This is a genomic window from Cupriavidus sp. KK10 (assembly GCF_018223725.1).
Classification (GTDB): domain Bacteria; phylum Pseudomonadota; class Gammaproteobacteria; order Burkholderiales; family Burkholderiaceae; genus Cupriavidus; species Cupriavidus necator.
Genome location: NZ_CP073677.1, coordinates 2,222,743 through 2,237,982, shown reverse-complemented (window position 1 = coordinate 2,237,982; position 15,240 = coordinate 2,222,743). Strand labels below are relative to the sequence as shown.

Annotated in this window: 13 protein-coding genes and 2 pseudogenes; 11 read left to right on the top strand and 4 right to left on the bottom strand. The window is 65.6% G+C overall.

The window, feature by feature from the left end; all coding sequences use genetic code 11:
* Window positions 1-256: 256 nt before the first annotated feature.
* Window positions 257-422 (bottom strand): annotated as a pseudogene (locus tag KB879_RS39320) (helix-turn-helix transcriptional regulator); the annotation flags it as partial.
* Between the two features lie 160 nt (window positions 423-582).
* Entirely contained in the window at window positions 583-921 is a 339-nt protein-coding gene (locus KB879_RS10780; protein WP_153955709.1) for a helix-turn-helix domain-containing protein, read from the bottom strand.
* A gap of 480 nt (window positions 922-1,401) precedes the next feature.
* Here KB879_RS10780 and KB879_RS10775 point away from each other — a divergent pair, with 480 nt between their 5' ends.
* The 5 genes and pseudogenes from KB879_RS10775 (at window position 1,402) to KB879_RS10755 (ending at window position 5,037) form a co-directional block, all read left to right on the top strand.
* Window positions 1,402-1,596 (top strand): hypothetical protein, encoded by a 195-nt coding sequence (locus KB879_RS10775; protein WP_153955708.1) that lies wholly within the window; start codon window positions 1,402-1,404, stop codon window positions 1,594-1,596.
* Window positions 1,593-1,943, top strand: coding sequence for a DUF2958 domain-containing protein (locus KB879_RS10770; protein ID WP_153955707.1), 351 nt, complete (start codon window positions 1,593-1,595; stop codon window positions 1,941-1,943). The genes KB879_RS10775 and KB879_RS10770 overlap by 4 nt, the downstream gene beginning before the upstream one ends.
* A 265-nt stretch (window positions 1,944-2,208) precedes the next feature.
* The gene (locus KB879_RS10765) at window positions 2,209-3,579 is read left to right on the top strand and encodes an MFS transporter (protein WP_371827398.1); all 1,371 of its coding nucleotides are present in this window, start codon (window positions 2,209-2,211) and stop codon (window positions 3,577-3,579) included.
* Between the two features lie 15 nt (window positions 3,580-3,594).
* Entirely contained in the window at window positions 3,595-4,287 is a 693-nt protein-coding gene (locus tag KB879_RS10760; protein WP_211981269.1) for a helix-turn-helix domain-containing protein, read from the top strand.
* Window positions 4,288-4,480: 193 nt separating this feature from the next.
* A pseudogene (locus KB879_RS10755) lies at window positions 4,481-5,037 on the top strand (DUF3158 family protein).
* Between the two features lie 780 nt (window positions 5,038-5,817).
* On the opposite strand, the gene KB879_RS10750 reads toward KB879_RS10755, so the two are convergent.
* On the bottom strand, window positions 5,818-6,834 hold the full coding sequence (locus tag KB879_RS10750) for an AraC family transcriptional regulator (RefSeq protein ID WP_013952827.1): 1,017 nt from the start codon (window positions 6,832-6,834) through the stop codon (window positions 5,818-5,820).
* Window positions 6,835-6,986: 152 nt separating this feature from the next.
* On the opposite strand from KB879_RS10750, the gene KB879_RS10745 reads away from it, so the two are divergent.
* Genes KB879_RS10745 through KB879_RS10720 form a run of 6 tightly spaced genes read left to right on the top strand, consistent with a single transcriptional unit; the run spans window position 6,987 to window position 13,222 of the window.
* Window positions 6,987-8,120, top strand: coding sequence for an acyl-CoA dehydrogenase family protein (locus KB879_RS10745; protein WP_153953896.1), 1,134 nt, complete (start codon window positions 6,987-6,989; stop codon window positions 8,118-8,120).
* A gap of 45 nt (window positions 8,121-8,165) precedes the next feature.
* Window positions 8,166-9,689, top strand: coding sequence for a CoA-acylating methylmalonate-semialdehyde dehydrogenase (locus tag KB879_RS10740; RefSeq protein ID WP_153953897.1), 1,524 nt, complete (start codon window positions 8,166-8,168; stop codon window positions 9,687-9,689).
* A gap of 37 nt (window positions 9,690-9,726) precedes the next feature.
* Entirely contained in the window at window positions 9,727-10,632 is a 906-nt protein-coding gene (gene mmsB, locus KB879_RS10735; RefSeq protein ID WP_153953898.1) for a 3-hydroxyisobutyrate dehydrogenase, read from the top strand.
* Complete coding sequence (locus KB879_RS10730; protein ID WP_153953899.1) at window positions 10,629-11,399, top strand: enoyl-CoA hydratase; 771 nt, start codon at window positions 10,629-10,631, stop codon at window positions 11,397-11,399. Before mmsB ends, KB879_RS10730 begins: the two co-directional genes overlap by 4 nt.
* Window positions 11,400-11,408: 9 nt before the next feature.
* A complete protein-coding gene (locus tag KB879_RS10725) occupies window positions 11,409-12,542 on the top strand; it encodes an enoyl-CoA hydratase/isomerase family protein (protein WP_153953900.1) in 1,134 nt (377 codons plus the stop codon).
* A 14-nt stretch (window positions 12,543-12,556) separates the two neighbouring features.
* A complete protein-coding gene (locus KB879_RS10720; RefSeq protein ID WP_013952822.1) occupies window positions 12,557-13,222 on the top strand; it encodes a Crp/Fnr family transcriptional regulator in 666 nt (221 codons plus the stop codon).
* Window positions 13,223-13,271: 49 nt separating this feature from the next.
* On the opposite strand, the gene KB879_RS10715 is transcribed toward KB879_RS10720, so the two are convergent.
* Window positions 13,272-15,221: a putative Ig domain-containing protein gene (locus KB879_RS10715; protein ID WP_249221279.1), complete on the bottom strand. Its 1,950-nt coding sequence runs from the start codon at window positions 15,219-15,221 to the stop codon at window positions 13,272-13,274.
* Window positions 15,222-15,240: the final 19 nt, after the last annotated feature.

The following is a 15,240-nucleotide window of genomic DNA, read 5'->3' as shown; positions in this document are numbered from 1 at the left end:
CATGCTTGCACTGGCTGCGTTGCATCGCGGAGAACGATACATTGCCAAGTTCGGCTGCCAACTTGCGGCAGCTTTAGTATGTCAAGTCCCTTTTGGTAGGATGTCTGACTGGGCGTTCGCTCCAGCACATGCGTCCTCCAGCTTGGCCACCAGGCTCTAGGGCAGCGGCCAGGACCAACCACACAAGACCGGCCAACCATTGCACCTCATACGCCGACGTCCATCGAAGATGAACCCGTCGTTGCAAGCAACCTTCGGGCGAATACGACCCGCGCTCCATCGCAGAAATGTACGTGCGGTCGACAAGCGCTTCGAACGCCAGTGGTTCCTTGAGATTTTCCCGCCTTGATCCGACAAACCTTCAACCGCTGACCGAGGAACGTGGCGATTGGATTCCGTTTGTGCTGCCCCTTGTCTTTCATGGACCGAAGGCGGCGATGATCAGCTAGATCATGCAGCGGTATGTTGCGCCAAGTGCAAGCGGCAGATTTCTGCCGGTTGAGCTCAAAAGATCGAAGAAAGGGGACATGATTTTGCTGCCTACTGCACCCCAACTTATCGTGGCAGCGTGCCGAAACGACTTCAGCGAGTTCGGTGCTTCGCTGCCAGTCTGCTTTCGGCCAGCGCCTTGACGTCCTTGCGGTCCGCTTTCGAAAGCCATTTCCAGGTCAGCACCAGTTCCGCTAGATCATCGTCTTCGCAATAGAAGTATGCAGCCGGCAATTGAAGCGCTTCCGCTAATCGGACGGCAATGTCGAACGCCGGCTCGTGGACTCCAGTCTCATACCGACTGATGCGCGCGCTCGCCGCGAGTTCATCGATTCCGATCTGCACCCCAAGGCGATCTTGCGGAACGTCAGCCCGTCGCCGTGCTTGTCGCAGGCGACGACCAAATAGGGTGACCGGTTCCTTCGTTCTCATCCTGCGAATATCGTAGGAATCGCTTGTCTCATCTCTACGAATTTCGTAGAATGGGAACGGAGCAACAGCGGACTGTTTCCCTTGACAAATCACCTAGCTGCGATTTTTCGAGCCATGGATTGCACGAGCACGCCTCAGCAGCACCCGAAGATGTGCGTCTATCAGGACGGGATTCCTACCGGGCGGGGCAAACAGAGCTACGAGCGCTGGGTCCATTTGCGAATACCTAGTTGCCCAACTGGTCACGGTCGCTAAGAAGGAAGCAGCTGCCCGTCCGGGCCACTCTTCGGGCTGAACATCTCAAGCGGGCAAGCGTCACCGTGGCACGAAAGGGCCGGGTATCCGGCGATGAACTGGACTGGATGTTTGTTGGGAACGATCACCGAGCCTGTCCCGAGAGCGAAAGTCTTATTACCTGTGAATAGCGGGCTCAGAGTCTTGGCGCAGCGCTAACTGCTATTAGCGCCAAGCCGTCAAACCTTGGCGACAGCCAATATCGTGCGACCGGATCTGGGGGCGCTTTCTGACAATTCCGTCTCGCTAGCGGAAGACGTGCCGGTGCTCGATCTGAACGGCACCGGCGAAGTCTCGGGCGTGACGGCCATCGCTATGGCGTGCGCCCGGTATCGCCTCGCTTCGCCGTGGAGCGAATCTCTCATGAGGATGCAACCATGAATCAACCCCTTATCACCGCAGAACAACGCGCGCAACTGCTTGCCAACGGACGAGCATACGCAGCAGGACACGCAGGCGACCCGCTGCCCGTAGTGCGCCTGTTTACCCCTGACGCGCATGCAACCTGGCTACTGGCCGCGCTCGACCCCGCCGATGGTGACACCGCATACGGTTTGTGCGACGTGGGTATTGGCATGCCCGAACTGGGCCATGTGAAGCTGTCCGACCTGGCATCCATTGTTGGACCGCTCAAAAAGCCGAATCTTCGCGACCTGTACTTCCGGCCAAACCGATCGCTTTCGGCGTATGCGCAGCTGGCGCAGGTAGACGGTTCGATCCCCGACTGACCGAACCCGCCGGCCGTTCCGCTAGCCGGACCGGCCGCCCTCTGCTGCACCTCATTGGTTGCAGCAGTCGGTTCCGCACAAAGACCAGCATGGAAAGACGGTGCGCACGACTTGATGTCCGCGCACCAACTGTGCATTTCCATGCAGGCGTGGCGCACCGGACGATGCCTGATCGGCATCCCTCACGCGCAAACGATGGGGTCTTGGTCTCAAAAGGACCGGCCCTGACCGAAGTCCATTGATCACTACCTGACGAGGACCGAACGTGAATCCACAACAAGAACCGCATGTGAATCTCCTGAGCGTACCGGGCGGCGTCTTACCCGCACCGGCGCGCACGCTGGCTGCTCGCGACTACAAGACCTTGGGTCTTGCCGCCCTCGGCGGCACGCTTGAATTCTATGACTTCGTCATCTACGTCTTCTTCGTCACGGTGCTGGGCGCGCTATTCTTCCCGCCCAACATGCCAGATTGGCTGCGACAACTGCAGACGTTCGGCATTTTCGCCGCGGGCTACCTGGCACGCCCGCTGGGCGGCATCGTGATCGCCCACTTTGGTGACCGGCTTGGCCGCAAGCGCATGTTCACGCTGTCGATCTTGCTGATGGCAGCGCCCACGCTGATGATCGGCCTGCTGCCCACCTACGCCAGCATCGGCGTCGCGGCGCCGCTGCTGCTGCTGGCGATGCGGGTGCTGCAGGGCGCGGCCATCGGTGGCGAGATGCCAGGTGCCTGGGTGTTTGTCGGCGAACACGTGCCGAGCCGGCAATACGGTTTCGGCATCGGCACGCTGACCTCGGGCATCACCGGCGGCATTTTGCTGGGTTCGCTCGTTGCCGTCGCCATCAATCGCCATTACTCGCCTGAGCAGGTGAGCGCTTTCGCCTGGCGCATCCCCTTCATCCTGGGCGGCGTCTTCGGACTTGTGTCGGTGTACCTGCGCCGGTTTCTTCATGAGACACCCGTGTTCCGCGAGTTGGCTAGCCGCAGCAACCTGGCGCGCGAACTGCCAATCCGCACCGTGCTGCGCGAGCACCGCTCGGCCAGCCTGTTCGTCGCATTGCTGACCTGGGTACTTTCTACCTCTATCGTCGTGGTGGTGCTGTACACGCCCGCCTACCTACAGAAGGTGCACCACATTCCCGCCGCGCTTGCGCTCGAGACCAATGCCTTCGCTACGCTCGCGCTGACCATCGGCTGCGTGATCGTCGGTTGGGCGAGCGACCGCATTGGCACGCGCGCCGTCATGCTGATCGGCTGGGGTGGCCTGTTCGTGACCGCTTACCTCTTCTACGACAGCCTGCCCGGCACGCCTGGCACGCTGTTCTGGCACTACGGACTGCTGGGTCTGTTCGTCGGCACCATCGCCACTGTGCCGATTGCCGGCGTGCGTGCCTTTCCGGCACCGGTGCGGTTCACCGGTCTCTCGTTTGCCTACAACATGTCTTACGCAGTCTTTGGCGGCCTCACGCCGATGATCCTCACGCTGTGGCTACAGCACGACGCAATGGCGCCGGCTCACTATGTGGCAGTACTGGCAGCTGTCGGCTTCTCGCTAGCGCTCTGGCCCCTCGCCAAATGCGGCCATGCCATGCGCAATGGCGTGGCCAGCACGGCTGGCCAAGTCGGGCGATAACGAAGGAGCAACGAAATGAATGCGACGGAAAACACGCCACCAGTACGCCTACTGACTCCCGCCGAGCTGGCTGTCTGCATCAAGGTATTCCGCAACGCCCGGCAATGGACGCAAGAGCAGCTAGCCGTGATCGCAGGACTCAACGTGCGGACCGTTCAGCGCGTCGAACAAGGCTGGCCCGCTGGCCCCGACATCTGCCGGGCGCTGGCCAGCGCGTTCGATTTCCTGGACATCGACGCGCTTAACAAGCCATTCGCGATTCCACCAGAAGACGAACTCAAGGCAGCGCAGGAACAGTTCGACCGGGAGCACGTCACCTTCGCGGCGATTCGGCTGACCACGGGTAAGCAGTTGGCGGAGCTGGCGCAGACCAGCACGATGGACATGTCGGAGCTGGCCTTCGAAATGGGCGGCGAAGCGGACAAACGCTTCGCCGCACTGATGGAATATTTCCGTAACTACCGCGATGCCCTGGACGCCTATACCGAAGCAGAGAAGCGCGAGGCGTCGGACACGATGCAAGCCAACATCGATGTGCTCAAGACCCTTGGCGTTTCGCTCTGCTATGCCGAGCGCCAAGTGCTGCTGAAGGGAAGCTCGGACCCGGACAGGCCAATGCCAGCTAACGTCCTGTACGTGATCGGGTTTCCGCTCGGCAAGGAACCCAAGCTATTCGCCACGCCAACTTCCGTTGATATCCGTCTGTAGAAGGGCTGAAGGGTCAAGATTCGCGCTTGCAAGCGCCGCTCCAAGCCCAACCATCCGACTCGCCCCAGGCATGGGGCTTGAGGAAGAAGGCAGACGCGCACTGACAAACAGGTCGCCTGGTATTGAGCACGAGAGGTACAGCGTGCACAGCCCATGAACTAGCCGAACACTGCCAGCTATCCCCAGGGGATAGCTGGCACAGCCGGCCTTCCAACGGCTGGAACACGTAGCCTACCTAAAAGGCCTTTTACAACCTTTTAAAGGTAAGGGAGAGTCTGGAGGCCTTGACCAGCCAATGACTTGGCGCTGCGCGCCAGCTTGATCGTCCTGGCACAGCGGCGCGTGCTGCCCCAGGCAAGCGCCTACCCATTTGACCTGCTCGATGTGCAACTGGCCACGAAAACCATTGGCGCAGGGACGACTCTCCTGCGCTGGCGCTATATTGACTGCTCATCCATGGGCGTGGCCTTGTGGGAGTCGCTGCTCGGCCGCCTCGTAATACCGGACTCGCTGATCGACGACGACCTGTATGTGATGTAGCTGTGGCGCATCGCGCTCAACATGCAGATAAGCCTGACCCACAGCATCGCCCGCCACGCCAAGGAATGCACTAGCAACATGGCACGGGCCGAGGCGATTCACCTGTGGCGTATCCTGGGCATCCCCTTGGGGGTAGTCTTACTGCGGTCCCACCGGGTTCCACCCGCCCTCGTGAGGCAAGTTTCTCGCCCCGCAGGCTGCCGCCATTGACGCTACCACTGCGGCAACCGTTTCCCATCGATCATAAGTCGGTATCCATGCCGTCCAGCTTTCTTGCTGCCGGTCTCATCCAAGGCATTCATGCTGTTGTGCATCCGATGAACTGCACATTTGCAAGAAGGCTTCATGCCCAGAGAAACCCACGCTGAAGATCTCGGAGAGGCAGCGCGGCACGTCGCGCAGGCGGCGTGCATCTTGCAGGTCATCATGACAGGTCACGCTGACGCCCACGAACCCGCGCCACGCCGGCTGTATTCGACGGCGGAGCCAAGCTCCCGCATCCCACGGGATACGCCAGCGCATGTCACCTTCTGCAACGGCGCGCGCCTCGCGGTGCTGTCATGGACATGCGAGGCCAGAAGGCCAGCGGATGTGTGCCCACGGATGTCGACCCCAGCCACGATACGGGTCGAGTGCAACTGCTGGAGCAAACAGCTTTGACGACAGCCAAGGATTGCTACAGCCCACAGGTGGTGCCTTCGTCCAAGGCTGAGGGCTTCATGCTTTAGGCCTGTTGTTTTCTTGCCGGATAAGAAAGCGGCGCCGCGCCGGCGCAAGGCGGTACGGACACGATGCGGTTTGGCACGCGATCAGCGAGTTGCAGCGAAGTAATGAGCTTGGGCCGCACCGCGCTTGGACGTGTGGCGGACTGCGCTCGATCACCAGAGCCTCATCGGCCGAGACCACCCCAGCCCCGGCCCGCAGCAGGACCTTCAATCCCTCGAGGCCAAAGCCAGTTTAGCCCCGTCCACTTTGACCGATCGGCCGCGGTCAGGCTTCGTCCGCAAACTTACGGTAAGCGCCGGGGCGCGATCCGGTCCAGCGCCGGAATGCCCGGTGGAACGCGCCCGGCTCGGCAAATCCGAGTTCCGCCGCAATATCCGCCACGGGGCGCCCGGAGTGGCTCAACGCCTCGATGGCAAGGTCGCGCCGCAGCCCGTCCTTCAGGTCCTGGTAGCTCACGCCCTCGTCCATCAAGCGGCGCCGCAGCGATGAGGCCGACAGGTTCAGGCTGACCGCCAGCGCGTCGAAGGTGGGCCACAGCTCGGGCCGCTGGTTGCGCAGCAGCCGGCGCACCCGTGCGCCCACGCTGGCGCGGTCGGAGTACTTGACCACCACGTTGTGCGGCGCATCGCGCAGGAAGGCTTTCAGGCTGCGCTCGTCCTGGCGCACCGGCTGGTCCAGCAGCGCAGCGTCGAACACCAGCGCCGTGGCGGGCTGGTCGAAGGCCAGCTGGCGCGAGTACATCACGCGGTATTCGGCGCTGTACGGCGGCTCGTCGTAGTCGAAGGCCGCCAGCCGCACCGGCACGCGCCGCCGCAGCAGCCAGCTCATCAGGCCATGCAGCATGATCAGCATGGTTTCCTTGGCAAACACGCCGGGCTGCCGCCCCAGGTGCGCGCAGGGCGCGGTCAGCACCAGCGCGGCCTCATCGCCGTGGCGCTCCAGCCGCACGCCGATATCGTCCAGCAGCAGCCGGAAGTACCGCGTGATGCGCTCCAGCCCCTGCGCAAGCGTGCGGCTGCCGGCCACCGCGTGGCACAGCATGGCAAAGCTGCCGCATTTCATGCTGCGCGAATCCTGCCCGAAGAATTCATCGTCCAGCGCCGCCGCCACGGCCATCCACAGCTCACTGTAGCTGGCGGACGAGACGCGCGCCTGCGGCACCGCCAGTAGCGCCGGCGCAATGCCGGCGCTACGCAGCACCGGATCGGGGTCGATGCCACGCGCGCGCAGCCCCGCGATGGCGTGGTGGACGAAACAGATGGCGACACTGCCTTTTTCCATGGCGCTGGCGGGTGGCAAACGAGTTCAAGAAGATTGGCGGATTTTGGCATAGGAGCCCGCCCCCGGCGTTCCTACACTGCCCGCAGGTCAAACGCCAAGCGCGCATTCTGCCTGACTTGCCGCGCGGCTCAAAACGCCCACCCCTAACTGCCATGCACAGCGACTATACCGAAGAGCAAACCATGATCCGCGACAGCGCGCGCGCCTTTGCCACCGAACGGCTGGCCGTGGGCGCCGCACAATGGGACCGCGACGGCCACCTGCCCGATGAAGTCGTCGCCGAAATGGGCGCGCTGGGGCTATTGGGCATGATCGTGCCCGAGGAATGGGGCGGCACCTATACCGACTACGTCGCCTATGCGCTGGCCATCGAAGAAATCGCCGCCGGCTGCGCCGCCTGCGCCACCATGATGAGCGTGCACAACTCGGTCGGCTGCGGGCCGGTCCTGCACTATGGCACCGATGCGCAGAAAGAACGCTACCTGGCGCGCCTGGCCAGCGGCGAGCTGATCGGCGCGTTCTGCCTGACCGAGCCGCAGGCCGGCTCCGAGGCGCACAACCTGCGCACGCGCGCCCGCTTCACCGATAACGGCTGGGTGCTCAACGGCAGCAAGCAGTTCGTCACCAACGGCCAGCGCGCCGGTGTCGCCGTAGTGTTCGCCTCAACCGAGCCCGAGCGCGGCAAGAAAGGCATCTCGGCCTTCCTGGTCCCCACAAACACCCCCGGCTTCATCGTCCACGCCCCCGAGAAGAAGCTGGGCATCCGAGCCTCGGACACCTGCGCGATCACGCTGGAAGACTGCACCGTACCGCACGACGCACTGCTGGGCGAGCCCGGCGAGGGCCTGCGCATCGCGCTGTCAAACCTGGAAGGCGGGCGCATCGGCATCGCCGCGCAGGCAATCGGCATTGCGCGTTCGGCCTTCGAGGCGGCGTGCCGCTATGCATCGGAACGCATCCAGTTCGGCCGCGCCCTGCGCGAACACCCGCCCATCGCCAACATGCTGGCCGACATGGCCACCGAGCTGAACGCCGCGCGCCTGCTGGTGCACCGCGCCGCGCGTATGCGCAGCGAAGGCGTGCCGTGCCTGTCCGAAGCCTCGCAGGCCAAACTGTATGCGTCGGAACTGGCCGAGCGCGTGTGCTCCAAGGCGCTGCAGATCCACGGCGGCTACGGCTATCTCGAAGACTACCCAGTCGAGCGTCACTACCGCGACGCCCGCATCACCCAGATCTACGAAGGCACCAGCGAGATCCAGCGCATGCTGATCGCGCGCAGCCTGTAGTCCCACCATCCCTTGCCAACAGAACCAGACCTTCCGGAGACAACCATGACTGCCGTGCCCAAGACCGACAATGCCGTGCCGACCGTGCCGCTGCTGATCAATGGCGAATGGGTGGATTCGTCCGCCACCGAGTTCCGCAACGTGGTCAATCCCGCCACGCAGGAGGTGCTGGCACGCGTGCCGCTGGCCACAGCAAGCGAGGTCGCCGCTGCCGTGGGCGCCGCGCACCGCGCCTTTGCCACGTGGCGCCATACGCCCATCGGCGCGCGGCTGCGCGTCATGCTGCGCTTGCAGGCACTGATCCGCGAGCACAGCAAGCGTATCGCCGCCATCCTGACCGCCGAGCAGGGCAAGACCCTGGCCGATGCCGAGGGCGACATCTTCCGCGGGCTGGAGGTGGTGGAACACGCCTGTTCGATCGGCACCCTGCAGCAAGGCGGTTTTGCCGAGAACGTGGCCGCCACCGTCGACACCTACACGCTGCAGCAGCCGATCGGCGTCTGCGCGGGTATCACGCCGTTCAACTTCCCGGCGATGATTCCGCTGTGGATGTTCCCGATGGCGATCGTCTGCGGCAATACCTTCGTGCTCAAGCCTTCGGAGCAGGACCCGCTGTCCACCGTGGAGCTGGTCAAGCTGGCGCTGGAAGCCGGCGTGCCGCCGGGCGTGCTGAACGTGGTGCACGGCGCCAAGGACGTGGTCGATGCGCTGTGCACGCACCCGGACATCAAGGCCGTGTCGTTCGTGGGCTCGACCGCCGTTGGCACCCACGTCTACAACCTGGCCGGCGCGCACGGCAAGCGCGTGCAGTCGATGATGGGCGCCAAGAACCATGCTGTCGTGCTGCCTGATGCGCACAAAGAGCAGACGCTGAACGCGCTGGCCGGTGCAGGCTTCGGCGCGGCCGGCCAGCGTTGCATGGCCACCTCGGTGATCGTGCTGGTGGGGGCGGCACGCGACTGGGTGCCCGACCTGGTCGAACGCGCCAAGACCCTGAAAGTCGGCGCCGGCGCCGAGGCTGGCACCGATGTCGGCCCCGTGGTATCGGTGGCGGCAAAAGAACGGGTCCTCGGCCTCATCGCCGCCGGCGAGCGCGAAGGCGCGACGCTGGTGCTGGATGGCCGCGGCGTGGAGGTGCCGGGCTATCCGCAGGGCAACTTCATCGGCCCGACCATCTTTACCGATGTCCGGACCGACATGTCGATCTACACCGAAGAGATCTTCGGGCCGGTGCTGGTGGTGGTCGGCGTCGATACGCTTGACGAGGCCATCGCCCTGGTCAACCGCAACCCGTTTGGCAACGGCACCGGCGTGTTCACGCAGAGCGGCGCCGCGGCGCGCAAGTTCCAGAGCGAGATCGACGTGGGCCAGGTCGGCATCAACATCCCCATCCCGGTGCCGGTGCCCTACTTCAGCTTCACCGGATCGCGTGGCTCCAAGCTGGGCGACCTGGGTCCGTATGGCAAGCAGGTGGTGCAGTTCTATACGCAGACCAAGACGGTGACGGCGCGGTGGTTTGATGACGCGACGGTCAACGACGGGGTGAACACCACCATCAGCCTGAAGTAATCGGCCGACATTCAAGAACGACACGGAAGGAGACCCCATGCATATCGCCTTCATCGGCCTGGGCAACATGGGCGCGCCCATGGCGCGCAACCTGCTCAAGGCCGGCCATACGCTGACCGTATTCGACCTCAACGCTGCGGCGGTGGCGTCGCTGTGCGCCGAGGGCGCCGCCACCGCGGATTCCGCCCGCAAGGCGGTGGCCGAAGCGGACTTTGTCATCACCATGCTGCCCGCCGCCGCCCATGTGCGCAGCGCCTACCTGGGCCCGGAAGGCGTGCTGGCGGGCGTGCGCCCGGGCGTGCCGCTGGTGGACTCAAGCACCATCGACCCCGCCACCGTGCGCGAACTGGCCGCTGCCGCCGAGGCGCACGGCAATGCGCTGGCCGATGCACCGGTCTCCGGCGGCACCGTTGGCGCGCAGGCCGGCACGCTGACCTTCATGGTCGGCGCCTCCGAAGCGCTGTTCGCCCAGGTGCGCCCGGTGCTGGCCGGCATGGGGCGCAACCTGGTCCACTGCGGCGGCACCGGCACCGGCCAGGTCGCCAAGATCTGCAACAACCTTATCCTCGGCATCTCCATGATTGGCGTATCCGAGGCGATGGCGCTGGGCGTCAAGCTCGGCATCGACGCCAACGTGCTGGCCGGCATCGTCAATACCTCCACCGGCCGCTGCTGGGCCTCGGATACCTGCAACCCCTGGCCCGGCGTGATCGAGACCGCGCCGGCCGGGCGCGGCTACACCGGCGGCTTTGGCGCCGACCTGATGCTCAAGGACCTGGGCCTGGCCAACGACGCCGCGCGCACCGTGAAGCAGCCGCTGTTCCTGGGCGCGCTGGCGCAGCAGGTCTACCAGGCCGTGAGCCATGCCGGCGACGGCCAGCTCGACTTCTCCGGCGTGATCCGCCAGTACCTGTCCGCCGCCGACAAGGAGGGCACGCAATGATCGAGTTCGCCCTGCAAGGCCACGTCGCCACGCTGACGCTGAGCCGCCCGCCCGCCAACGCCTTCACTGCAGAAGGCCTGCAGCAGCTGCGCGAGCTGGTGGCAAGGATCGACGCCAACCCCGAAGTGCGCGCCGTGGTGGTCACCGGTGCCGGCGAGAAGTTCTTCAGCGCCGGCGCCGACCTGAACGGCTTTGCCGAGGGCGACCGTGCCCATGCCCGCGTGATGGCGCAGCAGTTCGGCAGCGCCTTTGAAGCCCTGCAGAACGCGCGGCCCGTGGTGATCGCCGCGATCAACGGCTATGCCATGGGCGGCGGCCTGGAATGCGCCCTGGCCTGCGATATCCGCATCGTCGAGGAACACGCGCAGATGGCCCTGCCTGAAGCCGCCGTCGGCCTGCTGCCCTGCGGCTGCGGCACGCAGACGCTGCCGTGGCTGGTGGGCGAAGGCTGGGCCAAGCGCATGATCCTGACCAACGAGCGCGTGGATGCCGCCACGGCGTTGCGCATCGGGCTGGTGGAAGAAGTCGTGCCGCGCGGCCAGGCCTTCCCCACCGCGCTGGCGATGGCTGAGCGCGCCTGCAACGTCAGTCCCCGGGCCGCCGCGCACAGCAAGCGGCTGGTACACCTGGCGCGCCAGGGCGTGCCGCGCCAGTCCGCGCTGGCACTCGAGCGCGAGCGCTTTGTCGACCTGTTCGACGATGCCGACCAGCGCGAAGGGGTCAACGCCTTCCTCGAGAAACGAACGCCGCAATGGCGCAACGCCTAGGAGTCCGCCATGCGCCTGACTGAAGAGACCAAGGCCGCCAACCTGGATGCCGCCGAGCCGGAGGTGCTGTTCCAGGTCGTCAACGGTGTCGGCGTTGCCACGCTGAACCGGCCGCGCCAGCTCAATGCCCTGTCGTACCCGATGATCGTCGCGCTCGGTGCGCAAATGGAAGCCTGGGCGCAGGATGATGCCGTCCGCGCAGTGGTGCTGCGCGGCGCCGGCCCCAAGGCCTTCTGCGCCGGCGGCGACATCCGCGCGCTGACCGACAGCTACCGCGACGGCACCCCACTGCACCAGCGCTTCTTTATCGACGAATACACGCTCGACTACAGCCTGCACCGCTACCCCAAACCGCTGGTGGCGCTGATGGACGGGATCGTCATGGGCGGCGGCATGGGCCTGGCGCAAGCCGCGCACCTGCGCCTCGTCACCGAACGCTCGCGCGTGGCCATGCCCGAAACCGGTATCGGCCTGGTGCCGGACGTGGGCGCCAGCCATTTCCTGTCGAAGCTGCCGGTGCAGCTGGCCCTGTACCTGGGGCTGACCGGGGTCACCATCGGCGCGGCCGATGCCCTGCTGTGCGGGCTGGCCGACGCCGCGGTCGACAGCGCCACGCTGGCTGGCCTGGAGCAGACCCTCGCCGGCATCGCCTGGGGCGATGACACGCTGTCAGACCTGCGCCATGCGCTGGTGCACGAGCACGTCGCCAGCGCCGCCGACGCGCCGCTGCTGCAAGTGCTGCCGGCCTTGCTGCGGCATTTCCCCGCGCATGCAACGCTGCCCGAGATCCTGGCCGGACTGGCCTGCCAGGACGACCCGGCCTACTCCGCCTGGGCCACCCGCACTATCGACGTGCTGCGCACCCGCTCGCCGCTGTCCGCCTGCGCCACGCGCGAGCTGCTGCTGCGCGGCCGCCGCATGGACCTGGCCGACTGCTTCCGCATGGAGCTGGCGGTGGTGGTCAGCACGTTTTCGCAGGGGGATTTCATCGAAGGCGTGCGTGCGCTGATCGTCGACAAGGACAACACGCCGCACTGGCGCATCACCAGCTATGACGCCGTCGATGACGCCGCCGTGCAGGCGCTGTTCCGGCCGTGGTGGGCGCCGGGCGAACAGCCGCTGCCCCTCGCCCTGCCCGCCTGAGCGGATGCGCCATTGTGAGCCTCGACGCGCTGCTGGCGTGCAGCCCCTGGGCGGCAGCACTGACCCCGGAACAACGCCAGCGCGTGCGCGCCGAACTGCGTGAACGTGCCGTGCCGCAAGGCGCCTATGTCAGCCGCAAGGGCGACCTGGCCGACAACTGGCTTGGCATCGCACAGGGCCTGGTCAAGGTGCATTGCGCATCGCCATCGGGCAAGCGCGCCACCCTGACCGGCGTGCCGGCCGGCGGCTGGCTTGGCGAAGGCTCCCTGCTCAAGCGCGAGGCGCTGCGCTATGACGTGGTCGCGCTGCGCGATTCAAGCATCGCCTGCATGCCTGCGGCGACGTTCCGCTGGCTGCAGGAGACCAGCCTGCCCTTCAACCGCTATCTGCTAGACCAGCTCAACGAACGGCTGGGCTTGTTCATCGCCACCGTCGAGCATGAGCGGCTGCACGGCATCGAAGGCCGCGTGGCCCGGGCGCTGGCCACGTTATTCCATCCCGTGTTATGTCCTGGGCTGGGTCCGGCGTTGCATCTGACACAGGAGGAAGTCGGCCTGCTGGCGGGCATCTCGCGCCAGCGGGCCAATGCCGCGCTCAAGGTGCTGGAGCAGCATGGGCTGGTGCGCGTCGACTATGGCGTCGTGCACGTGCTGGAGCTGGAAGGATTGCGGCGGTATTGAGCGCCGGGGCTGTCCGGCATCGCTACGCGCCGCCAACGGGCGAACGTTGCTAGGGCAGATATAGCTCCGTGGCATCGGACTCAACACCGCCATCGGCGCCACCTGTCACCAGCACCCGCCCGTCCGGCAACAGGGCGGCGGCGACCCCGCTGAGCGGAACGGACACGGAGGCTGCTGCGGTCCAGGCATTGGCATCCGGGTGATAGATCTCCGCACTTGCCGGGAGGCTTCCCCCCACTGCCAGCACCCTGCCATCGGCCAGCAGAATCAGGGCAGGCAACAGACGCCGGGCGTTCATGGTGCTGCCGGTCCAGCCTGACGTTGCGGGACCGTACACCCAGGCCTGCGGGGCACCGGCAAAGTCCCCCACGACCAGTACCTTCCCACTGCCCAGCAGGACGGACTGCACGACGTTGTGCGACCCGCCGGGGAACGGCACTGTCACGCTGGCGCCACTGCCGCTCGCGGGGAACAACTCGGCTGACAGGACCGCTCCCGTGCTGTTGAGACCACCGACCACGAGCACGGTGGCGCCATCCGGCAGCAGTGTCGCGGCATGCTGGGTGCGCGGCGTTGTCAGAGTCATACTTGCCACGGTCCAGGCGCCGAGGGCGGGATCGTACAGTTCAGCGGTACTCAGGGGCGCCACCCCTGACTGATTGCCACCGATGACCAGGACTCTTCCATCCGGCAACAGCGTGGCCGTGTGCCTGACGCGAGCCGCTGCCAGGCTGCCGGTCGGGGTCCAGGTTCCGGTAGCCGGATCGAACAGCTCTGCCGAAGCCAGTGGCGTCGAGATACCCGATGCACCGCCAGCAACCAGGACCTTGCCATTCAGCAGGCGCGTGGCGGTGTGCTCATACCGGGGCATGCCAAGGCTTCCGGTCGCAGACCAGGCATTTACGCTGGAGTCATAGAGCGCAGCGCCTGTTGTCACGCCCCCCGCACCAATGCCGCCAGCGGTCAACACCTTGCCGTCGGCGAGCAGGGTTGCCGTGTGGTAGTGCTTCGCTTGCGGCATGGGTGCGGCAGCCACCCAACTGCCACGCGCCGTCACAGATATCCGCACCTGCGCTTGCACACTGCCCGCGCGATTGCTTGCGGTGATGGTGTAGCTGGCCTGCATCTGCACGGACTGTGGCGTACCGGCGATCACGCCGGTCTGTGTGTTCAGGCTCAGCCCGCCCGGTAACGCGGGCGCAACGGAGAAGCTGGCGACAGCGCCGCCGGTGACTTGCGGCGGGTTGGGAACGATGACCTCCCCCACCACGTACAGGGCTGCTGTATTGCCGTACTGGAGGCTGGCGGGCGGCGCGACCGCGGCCTGCACCTCCATGCGGAGTTCCGTCGTGGTACTGCCCGCCGAATTTGTGCCCGTGATGATGTAGAGCGCCTGCGCGGCCGCAGCGGCGGGCGTCCCGCTGATGACACCCGTTTGCGCATCGAAGGCAAGTCCGGCAGGCAGCGCGGGCGCAATGCTGTAGTGCGTGATCACGCCACCGCTGCTGGTGGGGCCGCTGGCGGCAACAGGATCGCCAACGGTAAAGATGACGGCCAACGCCTGATACGCCAGGCCAGTCGGCGCCACCGTGCCGTCGCGCACCTCGATCTGCACGCGGGCAGTCGCCGAACCTGCGCTGTTCGTGCCGGTCACAACGTGGATCGTGGCAGCCGTGGTGGTTGTCGGCGTCCCGGCGATGACACCCGTGCCCTCATCGAGGCTCAGCCCCGCCGGCAACGGCGGCGCCACCATATACCGGGCGATCGCACCGCCGCTGGCGCTGGGACGATTCGGCACGATCGCCTCGCCTTGCACGTAGCTGGCGGATGGCATGCTGTAGTTGAGGCCTGCTGGCGGCTCGATTGCTGCATCTTCCTCGGCAACGCATCCGGACAGCATGGCTGCCCACAGCAAGGCCAGGACAACGAGGCAAGACTGGAGGAAGTGCCGCCAAGCAGGATACGTGGACGCGTGCGCACGGCTGGCAAGGGAGATCATGACAGAAGGACCCGGAAGT

What these genes read in the sequence shown, in the direction of transcription:
- KB879_RS10780 (WP_153955709.1), bottom strand. Translation starts at nt 921, where the DNA reads ATGAGAACGAAGGAACCGGTCACCCTATTTGGTCGTCGCCTGCGACAA.
- KB879_RS10770 (WP_153955707.1), top strand. Translation starts at nt 1,593, where the DNA reads ATGAATCAACCCCTTATCACCGCAGAACAACGCGCGCAACTGCTTGCC.
- KB879_RS10760 (WP_211981269.1), top strand. Translation starts at nt 3,595, where the DNA reads ATGAATGCGACGGAAAACACGCCACCAGTACGCCTACTGACTCCCGCC.
- KB879_RS10750 (WP_013952827.1), bottom strand. Translation starts at nt 6,834, where the DNA reads ATGGAAAAAGGCAGTGTCGCCATCTGTTTCGTCCACCACGCCATCGCG.
- KB879_RS10745 (WP_153953896.1), top strand. Translation starts at nt 6,987, where the DNA reads ATGCACAGCGACTATACCGAAGAGCAAACCATGATCCGCGACAGCGCG.
- KB879_RS10740 (WP_153953897.1), top strand. Translation starts at nt 8,166, where the DNA reads ATGACTGCCGTGCCCAAGACCGACAATGCCGTGCCGACCGTGCCGCTG.
- mmsB (WP_153953898.1), top strand. Translation starts at nt 9,727, where the DNA reads ATGCATATCGCCTTCATCGGCCTGGGCAACATGGGCGCGCCCATGGCG.
- KB879_RS10730 (WP_153953899.1), top strand. Translation starts at nt 10,629, where the DNA reads ATGATCGAGTTCGCCCTGCAAGGCCACGTCGCCACGCTGACGCTGAGC.
- KB879_RS10725 (WP_153953900.1), top strand. Translation starts at nt 11,409, where the DNA reads ATGCGCCTGACTGAAGAGACCAAGGCCGCCAACCTGGATGCCGCCGAG.
- KB879_RS10715 (WP_249221279.1), bottom strand. Translation starts at nt 15,221, where the DNA reads ATGATCTCCCTTGCCAGCCGTGCGCACGCGTCCACGTATCCTGCTTGG.